This window comes from Mesorhizobium sp. B2-4-7, assembly GCF_006442685.1.
Taxonomy (GTDB): Bacteria; Pseudomonadota; Alphaproteobacteria; order Rhizobiales; family Rhizobiaceae; genus Mesorhizobium.
This window is the reverse complement of the sequence record NZ_VFVH01000001.1, coordinates 778,815-791,355: the sequence shown is the minus strand read 5'-3', so window position 1 is coordinate 791,355 and position 12,541 is coordinate 778,815. Positions and strand designations below refer to the sequence as shown.

Genomic DNA, 12,541 nt, shown 5'->3' with positions numbered 1-12,541 from the left:
AAACGGGTGTTCTTGCAAGCCTGCCGTCTGCGCTGTGCGTGACCGTGCTACCGCAGCGCCGCCGCGATATTGCCGCCGTCGACCGTCGTTACGTCGGCGGTTGTGCGGTCGGCCAGCGCGTGGTGCAGGAAAGCCTGCGCCACGTCCTGCGCCGTCACCTCCTGGCCGAGCAGATTGCCGGACATGTACTCTTTTTCCGACACGCCGCGTGCGCCCGATCGGCTGGCGATCATGGCGTCGGTCAACAGCCCGGAGCGGATGCGGTCGGCATTGACGGCGTTGGAACGGATGCCATGCGCGCCGTAATCCAGTGCATATTGCCTGGACAGGAACAGCGTCGCCGCCTTCGGCACGCCGTAGGCGCCGAATTTCGGACCCGGATTGACCGCCTGCTTGGAGGTGTTGAACAGCAGTGCGCCGCCGGTACCCTGTTCGAGCATGATGCGCACCGCGTTCTGCGCCACCGACTGGTGGGCGAAGAAATTGAGCTCGAAGCTCTTGCGCAGCAGCGCGTCGTCAAGTTCGCCGATCCGGCCTTCCCAAGCGGCACCGGCATTGGACACCACTATGTCGACGCCGCCATACACGGCGACCGCCTTGTCGAAGGCTGCACGCACTTGGTCCGGATCGGTGATATCGGCGGCGACGCCGATCGAATTGTTGCCCGCTTTCTTGGCCGCATCAGCGGCTTTTTCGCCATCGAGATCGACGACCACCGCATGGGCGCCATTGTCGGCGAAAAGCTTGGCTGTCGCGGCGCCGATCGCACCGGCTCCGCCAGTGATCAGCACGACCTGGCCGGTCAGCGGCTTCGGCTTGTTGGAGGCGAGTTTGGCCTGTTCCAGCGACCAGTATTCGAGCGGGAACAGGTCGGCCTTGGAAAGCGGATGAAAACGGCCGACCGCCTCGGCGCCACGCACGGCCTCGATCCACATTTCGCCGACATCGGAAGCGATCCTGGCATCCTTCAGCGTGCGGCCATGGCCGAACATGCCGAGCCCCGGCACCAGCGTCAGCCGCGGCATCGGGTCGAGCATGGTGCGTTTGACGTCGTCGAGCGCGTCATTGGTCTCGAAATAGGCGCGGTATTCCTTGGCGAAGGCGTCGACATGGCTCTTGATGACGGCCTTGTAGTCGCCGGCCTTGTCCGCATCTGGCGCCGGCACCGCCATCGGCCCGGTCTTGATGCGGATCGACAGGTCCGGCGTCGACACGCCGCGCGCGGCGTAGTCGGCGATCTCGGCCGAATTGATGAAATCGACGATCGCATCCGAGGTGCGGAAATCGCTGATCATGCGGTCGAAGCGGCCTTCGCCGCGTGCCACCGCCACGGCGCCGCGCAACATAGGAGCGATGGAAGCCGGCGTCGCGAGCTTCGCCGGAAGCGCGGCCTTTGCCGCCCTCGGCTTGGCGTGGCTGGCAACATACTCCTCGGCGACATTCACATAATGGATCATCCGGTCGTAGGCCTGCTTGGCGTCGTCGCCGAAGGTGAAGATGCCGTGCTTGTCGAGGATCAGTCCTTCCACATCAGGGTCGGCGTCGAAAACATCGGCCGCCGCCTTGGCGAGGTCGAAGCCCGGCATGATGTAGGGCACGTAACCCATCTTGGCCCCGAACACCGTCTTCACCAGCGGCTTGCTGTCCTCCTGGTCGACGATCGCCAGGATGGCGGTCGAGTGCGTGTGGTCGACGAATTTGTGCGGCAGGAAGGCATGCAGCAAAGTCTCGACCGAAGGATTGGGCGAGGACGGATCGATGAGGTTCGCCCGCTGCAGCGCGACCATGTCCTCGTCGGAGAGCTTGTTCAGCGCGCGCGCCTTGATGAGCGCGCCCATCTTCACCGCCGGCAAGCCCTGCGGCTCGATGACGGCCATGTCCCAGCCGCTGCCCTTGACGCACAGCACGTCCCATTCGTCGCCGACGAGGTCGGTCGCCTTGGTCTTGCAGGAAGTGTTGCCGCCGCCATGCAGCACCAGTCGCGGTTCGCCGCCCAGCAGGCGCGTCGTGTAGACGCGCAGCGCGAGATCGCGTCCGACGCCTTTCTTTGCATAGTCGGCAACCATCTTCTCCGCGTCGCCGTCATTCCACAGGTTCTTCATTAGCTTCGTCCAGTTGCTGTCATAGTGGTGAAACAGGAATGCCACGACGCCTTGATGACGGGCGCGGCAGGAATGGTCTCTAGGATACCTTTTTGCCTGGCGCTCCGGCATGATCCAGAAGCCGCTGCGCCGTATCGGCGCCGACCACCAGATGCGTGCAAAGGCCGCCGGCGATCGCAGCGAGCAGGGGTTCGAACTTGCTGTTCTCCTGCACCACCATCAGCCGCTTCTGAATGGCGCGCAGCGAGGAAAGCTCCGCCGAGATCACCCGCCGGTTGTAGCCGCAGTCGAGCACCTTGCCCTCGGCATCGATGATCTGCCCGGCAATGACGCCGGCCGCGCCCGCCTTGCGCAGGTCGGCCATTTCGTCTGATGTCAGCGCGCCGCATTTGACCAGATGGCTGTCGGCATCGACGGCGCCGACCGAATACAGCGCCAGATCGCATTCGTGGATGCTCGACAGCTGTTCGCGGATTACAGGCTCGGCCCGCAGGCCGCGCGCCAGCTCTTCGGTGGTCAGCACGAGCGGCGCGTAGAAATTGATGCCCTTGGCGTTGAGCCGCCGGGCGATCTCCATCGTGCATTGGTCGGGACGATAGGAATAGGGCGCGCCGAGATTGCCGCAGAGCTGCACCACGGTGACATCCTGGAGATCGGCGTAGGACATGATGTCGGCGATCATGTAGACGGTGCGTCCCCAGGCGACGCCGATGCGGTCGCCTTTTTTCACCAGTTCGAGAAAGACGCTCGCCGCCAGCACCGCGATGTCGGTGGCGGGATCGGCGATATGGCCGTTTTCCGGCGCGATCCAGACCGCGTCGAGACCGAGTGCATCCTCGAGCTTGCGCGCCATGACGTCGTCGGTGAAAAGCTGGGTCGAGGTCGAGATGTTGACGATGCCGGTCTCTCGCGCCTTGCGCAGATACATGGCAACCGAGGCGCGGGAAATGTTAAGCTGGCTCGCCACCTGGTCCTGGCGCAGGCCATGCGCATAATAGAGCCAGGCGGCCTTGTGGATAAGTTGTTCTGCCGGTCGGATTGCCATGCCTTCTCCTCGGCTGACATTAGTCACGGCTCTCGACAAAAGTCAAACCGCGCGGAGGTACGCGATGCCTTTACGCGCGCCAAATCTAGACCATCATTGCGCCAGACGCGCTTTGTCGTGGCATCGTTGCTGGTGACGCGGCCCCAGCCTGTGGTTAGAACATGTCGGCAAAGAGACATACGGGGAGGACAGGATGGGCAACCCTTACGAACAGGATCTCGACAGGAACGCTGCCAACCACCAGCCGCTGACGCCGCTCACTTATCTGGAGCGGGCAGCCAAGACCTATCCCGATCATGTCGCCATCATCCATGGCCGGCAGCGCGTGACGTATCGCGATTTCTGGCGGCGTTCGCTGCAGCTCGCCTCGGCGCTCTCCAGGCGCGGCATAGGCAAGGGCGACACGGTGACGGTGATGCTGTCGAACACGCCGCCGATGCTGGAGGCGCATTTCGGCGTGCCAATGACCAAGGCGGTGCTGCATTCGCTCAACACTCGCCTCGACGCCGCCGTGATCGCTTTCCAGCTCGACCATGCCGGGACCAGGGTGCTCATCGTCGATCGCGAATTCTCCGGAGTGGTTCGGCAAGCGCTCGACCTGGCCAAGGTGAAGCCCCTGGTCATCGACTATGACGATCCCGACTACGCCGCGGACGCTCCCTATCCGAAGGGCGGTCGCATCGGCACGCTTGACTACGAGGCCTTCGTCGCCGAGGGCGAGGAGAGTTTCGCCTGGTCGATGCCAGACGACGAGTGGGACGCCATTTCGCTCAACTACACCTCGGGCACGACAGGCAACCCGAAAGGCGTCGTCTACCATCATCGGGGTGCTGCCCTGATGGCCTACGCCAACACCGTCCATGCCGGCATGGCCAAGCACGCGGTCTATCTGTGGACACTGCCGATGTTCCACTGCAATGGCTGGTGCTTTCCGTGGACCTTGGCCGTCCAGGCCGGCACCCATATCTGTCTGCGCTGGGTTCGGCCGAAGCAGATCTACGACGCCATCGCCGACCATGGCGTCACCCATCTGTGCGGCGCGCCGATCGTCATGTCGGTGCTGATCAACGCCAGGGATGAGGACAAGCGCCAGTTCCCGCAAGCCGTCACCTTCAACACGGCCGCCGCGCCGCCGCCGGAAGCGGTGCTCACCGGCATGGCCGATGCCGGCTTCGCTGTCACGCATCTCTATGGTCTGACCGAGACCTACGGCCCGGCGGTGGTGAACGAATGGCACAATGAGTGGGATCATCTGGAGAAGGGGCAGAGGGCCACGAGGAAGGCCAGGCAAGGCGTCCGCTACGCCGCGCTCGAAGGCCTCACGGTGATGGATCCCGAAACGATGACGCAGACGCCCGCCGACGGCCAGACCATCGGCGAGGTCATGTTTCGCGGCAACATCGTCATGAAAGGCTATCTCAGGAACCGCAAGGCCACCGACGAGGCGTTCGCCGGCGGCTGGTTCCACTCCGGCGATCTCGGCGTCATGCATGCGGATGGATATATCCAGCTCAAGGACCGCTCCAAGGACATCATCATTTCGGGCGGCGAGAACATTTCCTCGATCGAGGTCGAGGACGCGCTCTACAAGCACCCGTCCGTTGCGTCTTGCGGCGTGGTGGCGCGGGCGGACGAGAAATGGGGCGAGGTGCCGGTCGCCTATGTCGAGCTGAAGCCCGGCAAGACAGCGACCGAGGCCGAGATCATCGAGCATTGCCGTGCGCTGCTTGCCCGCTTCAAGCTGCCGAAAGCGGTGGTGTTCGCCGAGATTCCCAAGACCTCGACGGGGAAGATCCAGAAATTCCGGCTAAGGGAGATGGCGAAGAGTGGCAGCGCCAACTCGTAGCAGTTTGCACCAGCATCCGCGAGTTGGTCATCCCAGAGCGTTGCAGGAGCGAAGCTCCGTCGCGGAGCCCTAGGCTCCATGCCGCGACCCGGCAGCCGTGGTCCGACGGCCGACAATGGCTTTCCAAGATTGTGGATGCTGGTCGGCCTAACCCTTTGAGCCGATTTATTTTTTTCGACAGAGGTCGCAGCATGGATTCTGAGAGTCTGCGCGTCGCTCCGCTCCTTGCTACGCCCTTGATGATGACGGGATGAGCGCCATTCGCAATCGGCAACGTCGGTCATTGCACACCTGCGACTGTCACCATCTGTCACCATTTTGTACGCGTACGCCGAATCCGCGTTGACATCGCGTTCCTTTCGATTTACGAGTGACGAAAATTAAAATTCATCACTAGTAAATCGAAAGAGGCTATGTCCGAAACCGCCAACCTCGTCGCCGATGCCGCTCGCCAGGAGAATGTAACGCGCATTCTCGATTGCGCCGAGCGCCTGTTCCGGCACTATGGCTACGGCAAGACCAATGTCGCCGACATTGCCCGCGAACTCGGCATGTCGCCAGCCAACATCTATCGCTTCTTTGCGTCCAAGGTCGAAATCCACCAGGCGGTCTGCGGCCGGATGCTCGGGGCCAGCTACAGGATGGCCTACGAGATCATGCATTTGCCGATCAGCGCCGAGGAACGGCTGCGGCGCTACGTGCACGCGCAGTACAAGATGACCATGGAGGTCATGCTCGACGACCAGAAGGTCCATGAGATGGTCATCGTCGCCCTCGAGCGCGATTGGGGCGTCATCGACAAGCATGTCGACAGTATCCACGATCTTTTTGCCGAGGTGATCCGCGAGGGCATCGCGGCCGGCGAATTCAGGGAGCAGGATCCGGTGATTGCGTCGCGCTGCTTCGGCGCCGCTACTGTCATTTTGTGCCACCCGCAGATGGTGGCCCAGTGTCTTGCCAAGACCAACCGGGCGATGCCCGACGACCTCATCGACTATGCGATCAAGGCCTTGAAGAAATAGCCGCCGCCCGCCGGGCGCCGGCAACGACAATCAATCTCCAGTTTGGGAGTGCTAAGGTGTCTTCGTCCAATTCCATTATCCGCTGGCTGCCGGTTGCCGGCCTGATCGTCGCGGCACTCGGCCTGGCCGGTTGTTCCCAGGAGAAGGCGGAGGTCAGGGATATCATCCGCCCCGTCAAGGTCGTCGAGATCGGCGCGGCGCAGACCACCCGCCAGCTCGATTACTCCGGCTCGGTGCGTGCTCGCACCGAGATGAATCTCGGCTTCCTCGTTGCCGGCAAGGTCACCGAGAGGCTCGTCGACATCGGCCAGCATGTCACCTCGGGCGACGTCCTCGCCCGCATCGATCCCTCCGATTACGAGCTTTCGGTCAAAAGCGCCGCGGCGAGCCTTGACGCCGCCGAGCGCCAGGTCGAGACGGTGGATCTCGCCAGGAAGCGCGCCGAGCAGCTTTATGCCAAGAATTTCGCGCCGAAATCGCAGCTCGAGCAGGCGACGCTGGCCTACAACCAGGCGGTCGCGGCGCGCGATGCCGCCCGCTCGACCCTCGCCCAGGCTCAGAACCAGGTCCACTATACCGACCTCAAGGCGAGCGAGAACGGCATCGTCACCGCGGTCAGTGCCGATGTCGGCCAGGTGGTCGGTGCCGGCACGCCCGTGATGACGGTTGCCGTCGATGGCGAGAAGGAAGTGCTGATCGCGGTACCGGAAATGGATATTGCCGGCTTCAGGCCGGGCAAGGAGGTCAAGGCAAGCTTCTGGGCGGACGATGCGCTGACGCTTGCCGGCAAGGTCCGCGAAGTGGCCGGCAGCGCCGACCCGCAGTCGCGTACCTTCGCCGTTCGCGTCTCGCTTCCCAACGATCCGCGCGTGCTGCTCGGCATGACCGCCAACGTGCAGGCGTCGATCGACAGCAAGACCCAGCTGGTCTCGATCCCGCTCAGCGCCCTGGCTGAAAAGGACGGCCAGAAGATCGTCTGGACCGTGGACCGCGGCAGCGACACCGTGCATTCGCGTCCGGTCAAGATCGCGAACTTCACCGCCGATGGCGTCGCGGTTGCCGACGGCCTCAAGCAGGGCGACGTCGTGGTTGCCGCTGGCACCCAGTTCATGACCGACAATCTGAAGGTCAAGCTGTCCGGCGATAGTCTCCAGCAGTCCGCCTCGGCGGCGGACGACGCTGCCACCAGCAGCCTGCGCTGACAGCCAGGCACTACGAAAGCCCCCCTGTCTTGGCGGCGCGAGCCGCAAGACCGGGCAGGCCATGGTTTCCGGGCGGCAGGCGCCCGATCGTCGAGACGCCGGCAAGATGGCTCCCCCGCATCATTGTCGCGTCACACGCGATGCGAGTCTCTCCGCTTTAGGGAGCTTCGCCGCCCGGAAGCCAGACGAAGAACGCATGAACGGCATGATGAACCTGCCCTGCAGATCAATTGGACTGGACTGGCGCCATGACCACCGACAGCAACACTGAAAAGCGGCCTTTCAACCTCTCGCGTTGGGCGATCGGGCATCCGAGCATCGCACGTTTCCTGTTCGGCCTGATCATCCTTGCCGGTGCGCTCGGCCTGATGCGCATGGGCCAGAAGGAAGATCCCGATTTCACCTTCCGCGTCATGGTCGTGCAGGCGATCTGGCCGGGTTCTTCGATCCAGGAGATGGAAGACCAGGTCGTCAACAAGATCGAACGCAAGCTGCAGGAAACGCCGCATCTCGACTTCGTGCGCTCCTACACGCGCGCCGGCAGCGCCATCATCACGGTTCAGATCAAGGGCGACACCAATGCTGCCCAGGTCAACGACGCCTTCTATCAGGTGCGCAAGAAGGTCGGCGACATAGCAGGCGATCTGCCGCAGGGCCTGCTCGGCCCCTATTTCAACGATGAATTCGGCGACACCTTCATCACCTTGCATTCCATCAGCGGCGATGGCTTCAGCTATCCCGAATTGAAGAAGTTCGCCATCCAGGCCCGCGACATGCTGCTGACGACGCCCGGCGTCGAGAAGGCGGTCATCATCGGCGACCAGCCCGAGAAGATCTATATCGACGTCTCGTCCAAGGCGCTGGCCGAGCGCGGCCTGACGCTGACCGACCTGCAGAACGCGATCAAGGGACAGAACAATGTCGACCCGGCAGGCTCTGTCGACACCGGCCTGCGCTCGGTCCGCATTTCGGTTGAGGGCGATGTCACCAGGGCGGCCGACATTCGCGAGCTGCGCTTGCGCGCCGGCAACCAGGTAACGCGCCTTGGCGATATCGCGACCGTGAGCTCGGGGCTGGAGGATCCCTTCGAGCGCAAGTATCGGTTCAATGGCCACGAGAGTGTCCAGCTCGGTGTCGTCATGGCCAAGGGCTTCAACGTCACCGATGTCGGCAAGGACGTCGAGGCGACCTATAGGCGCTTCGAGGAGGCGCTGCCGTATGGCGTCTCCGTCGACCAGATATCGGACCAGCCCGAGGTCGTCAGGGACGCTGTCAGCGAGTTCATGCATGCGCTCGGCGAAGCGCTGCTGATCGTGCTCGTCGTCTCGTTCCTGTCGATCGGCTGGCGCTCCGGACTTGTCATTGCCATCGCCATTCCGCTGGTCCTGGCCGCCACCTTCGCCATCATGTACGAGATCGGCATCGACCTGCAGCGCATTTCTCTCGGCGCCTTGATCATCGCGCTCGGCCTGCTTGTCGACGACGCCATGATCGTCGTCGAGATGATGGAACGCAAGCTGGAGGAGGGGCTGGTCAAGATCGAGGCGGCGGGTTTCGCCTATTCCTCGACCGCTTTCCCGATGCTGACCGGCACGCTGATCACCACCGCCGGCTTCATTCCGGTCGGCTTCGCCGCCTCCACTGCCGGCGAATATGTCCGCACGCTGTTCTACGTCGTCGGCATCGCGCTCGTCGTGTCCTGGTTCGTGGCGGTCTATTTCACGCCATGGCTGGGATATATGATCCTCAAGCAGCGCAAGCATGCCGGTTCCCATCACGACGTCTTCGACACCAGCTTCTATCGCCGGCTTCGCTCGACCGTTACCTGGGCCGTGCGCCATCGCATCATCGTGCTGACGATGACGCTGGTGACCTTCGCCACCAGCCTGTGGGCCTTCCAGTTCATTCCGCAGAACTTCTTCCCGCAATCGTCTCGCCCGGAAATCCTCGTCGATCTCTGGCTGCCGGAAGGCACCAGCATCAAGGAAGTCGAGACGCAGGCCAAGGCGCTGGAAGCCAAGATGATGGACGACAAGGACAAGCGCTTCATCGCCACCTATATCGGTGAAGGCGCGCCGCGCTTCTTCCTGCCGCTGGACCAGCAGCTCAGGAATCCGAACTTCGCCCAGCTTCTTGTGATGGCCAATGACGAGCCGGCGCGCGAGCGGCTGATCGTCAAGCTGCGTACCATCCTGGCGCAGGACTTCCCCTCCATCCGCGGCAAGGTCGACCGCTTGTTCCTCGGGCCGCCGACAGGCTGGCCGGTGCAGATGCGCGTCATGGGCCCGGACCGCCAGGAAGTGCGACGCATTGCCGACCAGGTGAAGGCGAAATTCCAGGCCAACCCGCTGCTCGGCGCCGTCCATGACGACTGGCTGGAACCTGTGCCGGCGATGAAGCTGGTCATCGACCAGGACCGCGCCCGTGCGTTGGGCGTCACCTCGCAGCGCATCCGCCAGATGCTGCAGGCGTCCATGTCCGGCGCGCCGCTGGGCGACTTCCGCGACGGCGAAGAAACGGTGTCCATCGTCGCGCGCGAGCCGGATGCCAGCCGCGCGCTGCTGTCCTCGGTCGATTCCATCTACATCCCGACCGATTTCGGTGGCTTCGTGCCGCTGTCGCAGGTGGCCAAGGTTGTGCCGGTGCTGGAGCAAGGCGTCGAGTGGAGGCGCGACCGCTTGCCGACCATCAGCGTGCGGGCGACCTTGCCCGACGGCGTGCAGTCAAACGACGTCGTCACCAAGATGTACAACGACATGAAGGGCCTGCGCGATGGTCTGGCGCCCGGCTACAAGATCGAGATCCAGGGCGGTGCCGAGGATTCGGCGGAAAGCCAGGCTTCCATTGCCGCCAAGGCGCCGATCATGCTGGCCGTCATCGTCATATTGCTGATGGTCCAGCTGCAGCATTTCGGCAAGGCTATGCTTGTTCTGGCCACCGGTCCACTCGGCATCATCGGTGCGGCCGCGGCCCTTTTGATCAGCGGCGCGCCGTTCGGCTTCGTCGCCATCCTCGGCGTCATCGCGCTGCTCGGCATCATCATGCGAAACTCCATCATCCTCGTCGACCAGATCGACCAGGACATCGCGAAAGGCATGGAACGCTCCGAAGCGATCATCGGCTCGGCTGTGCGCCGTTTCCGGCCGATCGTGTTGACGGCAATGACCGCGGTGCTGGCGCTGATCCCGATCTCGCGCGGCGTGTTCTGGGGGCCGCTCGCCTACGCCATGATGGGCGGCATTCTGGTTGCAACCGTGCTCACCATCCTGGTGCTGCCCGCTGGCTACGCTCTGTTCTTCGGCCGTGAGCGAAAGAAGGTGCCGACCGACGAACAGACGCCCGAACCGGAAACCGTCGAAGGCGTCGAGAGGCCGCAACTCGCTTTGGCGGCTGAATGAACCAAATCGGCCGGTCTCATTTGAGACCGGCCGATTTCTGTTCTTGCGGAGCCGAAGGCCGCTTGCCCGTCAGGCAATCAGATGACGAAAAACCAGTTGGCGATCAGCATTACCGCCACTCCGGCGACCAGCGTCAGATAGGGCAGCATGCCCGCCTTTTTCACCGAGAGGTCCGCTCCCGCCATGCCGAGGTCGGCCAGCATGTGGTCGGGGAACTTGCCGCCGTCCTGGATGTAATGGCGGAAGCAGAACACCGGGATGATCAGCGCCGCGGTGATCAGCCCGGCCCACAGCGCCATCGGGTTCCACACCTTAGCGCCGGCGCCCATGAAGATCGCGTTGACATAGGCGAAGATCGCCCCGATCCCCAAGAGCCACGTCGGGGCCTTCCATGGCCGCGCGATATGGCCGTTGTCGATGCGATGGATCCAGCCGGCATTGAGGTTGAGGAAGTTGAAGATGATGTAGCCGCAATTGGATACGGCGAGAATGAAGAAGAAGCTCGTCGCATCGGCCGAGGCGATCGCCAGCACGATCAGGTTGAAGCACAGGTCGGTCCACATCGCCCGCGTCGGCGCGCCATGCTCGTTGACGTGACTGAGGTAGCGCGGCAGCCAGCCGTCGACGGAGCCCTGGTAGAGCGTGCGCGAGGAGCCGGCCATCGCCGTCATGATGCACAGCACAAGCGCCAGGATCATCAGCATCACCAGCAGGCTGTGGATAAGCCCGCCGCCGCCGACCATGCCGGCGAGAGCATCCGCCACGCCCGAACCGTCGACGATCGGCGTCGCCAGCATGCCGTTGAGGCCGAGCACGCCCTGGAAGGTGAACGGCACCAGGATGAACAGCAGCATGCAGAGCAGGCCGGAATAGAAGATGGCCTTGAAGGTATCGGTGCCCGGGTTCTTGAACTCGGAGGTGTAGCAGACGGCGGTCTCGAAGCCGTAGGTCGACCAGGCGGCGATGAACATGCCGCCGAGCACCAGCGTCCAGCCGGCGATGTTCCAGGCGCCGGGCTCTGGCGCATAGGCGGCGGCCAAGGGAACCAGCGGCGAGAAATTGGCCCAGTTGATCTGGCCGGTGAAGATCGGCACGACGCCGACGATCAGCATCGGGACGATGACAAGCAGGCCGATATATTTCTGCACATTGGCGGTGCCCAGGATACCGCGATGCTGGATCGAGAAGATCATCAGCATCAGCACGGCGCCGATGAAGAAGGTGGCGTTGAAGGTGAAGGACACCGGACCCAGCGTGTGACTGAACGCCGACCACGTGCGGATCGCCGGGGTCGCCGCCGCGGTCACCGCGGTAATGGCGTCGCCGGCGCTCGTTCCGGCATGTGCCGCGATATAGGCGGCGACCTCGGGCGACGTGTCGGTAAAGATCGGCACCGGCGCCAGCGCATTGAGGATATAGGCGGCGGCGATCGAGCAGCCGAGCGAGAGCACCGGCGACCAGGCAAACCAGTTGCACCATACCGACAAGGGCGCGATGAACTTGGAGTAGCGCAGCCAGGCGGTGGCGCCGTAGATCGAGGCGCCGCCCGATTTGTTCGGGAACAGGCCGGCGATCTCGGCATAGGTGAAGGATTGCAGGAAGCCCATGACCATGGACACCGTCCAGATCAGGAAAGCGAGCGTCCCGGTCGTGCCGGCAATGCCGCCGATCGAGAACAGGACGAGGGCTGGAACGCCGCTCGCCACCCAGAAGGCGCCGCGCCAGTCGATATGCCTGAGCAGCTTGCTTTCGGCAGGCTGGTCCAGGACCGTGCTTATGGTGCTCATGTCGGTGAATTCCCCTTTTTGATGTTCCCCGCCGGCGACGCCTCGGCTGTGCGAAGCTTGCTCCCGGCCAATATCGCCGCGACTTCAGTGTTTCCACTCAGTCGTATTTTTTTCTTAGGAGTGAAGATTGATCCGGCGC

At 63.3% G+C, this 12,541-nt stretch carries 7 protein-coding genes; 4 read left to right on the top strand and 3 right to left on the bottom strand.

Annotated elements, in window-relative coordinates; all coding sequences use genetic code 11:
* Window positions 1-47: 47 nt before the first annotated feature.
* Window positions 48-2,102, bottom strand: a complete 2,055-nt coding sequence (locus tag FJ946_RS03975; protein ID WP_140564317.1) for a bifunctional aldolase/short-chain dehydrogenase — start codon at window positions 2,100-2,102, stop codon at window positions 48-50.
* 79 nt (window positions 2,103-2,181) lie between these two features.
* Window positions 2,182-3,147: a sugar-binding transcriptional regulator gene (locus FJ946_RS03970; RefSeq protein WP_140564316.1), complete on the bottom strand. Its 966-nt coding sequence runs from the start codon at window positions 3,145-3,147 to the stop codon at window positions 2,182-2,184.
* A gap of 193 nt (window positions 3,148-3,340) precedes the next feature.
* Between FJ946_RS03970 and FJ946_RS03965 the strand changes: the two genes are divergently transcribed.
* The 4 genes from FJ946_RS03965 to FJ946_RS03950 all read left to right on the top strand — a co-directional run bounded on the left by FJ946_RS03965 (window position 3,341) and on the right by FJ946_RS03950 (window position 10,615).
* Window positions 3,341-4,993, top strand: a complete 1,653-nt coding sequence (locus FJ946_RS03965; RefSeq protein ID WP_140564315.1) for an acyl-CoA synthetase — start codon at window positions 3,341-3,343, stop codon at window positions 4,991-4,993.
* 413 nt (window positions 4,994-5,406) lie between these two features.
* The gene (locus FJ946_RS03960) at window positions 5,407-6,015 is read left to right on the top strand and encodes a TetR family transcriptional regulator (protein WP_140497843.1); all 609 of its coding nucleotides are present in this window, start codon (window positions 5,407-5,409) and stop codon (window positions 6,013-6,015) included.
* A gap of 56 nt (window positions 6,016-6,071) precedes the next feature.
* Complete coding sequence (locus FJ946_RS03955) at window positions 6,072-7,217, top strand: efflux RND transporter periplasmic adaptor subunit (RefSeq protein WP_140564314.1); 1,146 nt, start codon at window positions 6,072-6,074, stop codon at window positions 7,215-7,217.
* 248 nt (window positions 7,218-7,465) lie between these two features.
* On the top strand, window positions 7,466-10,615 hold the full coding sequence (locus FJ946_RS03950) for an efflux RND transporter permease subunit (RefSeq protein ID WP_140564313.1): 3,150 nt from the start codon (window positions 7,466-7,468) through the stop codon (window positions 10,613-10,615).
* Window positions 10,616-10,692: 77 nt separating this feature from the next.
* Here the strand turns inward: FJ946_RS03950 and FJ946_RS03945 are convergent, their stop codons facing one another.
* Window positions 10,693-12,402 (bottom strand): APC family permease, encoded by a 1,710-nt coding sequence (locus FJ946_RS03945; RefSeq protein WP_140564312.1) that lies wholly within the window; start codon window positions 12,400-12,402, stop codon window positions 10,693-10,695.
* Window positions 12,403-12,541 lie beyond the last annotated feature (139 nt).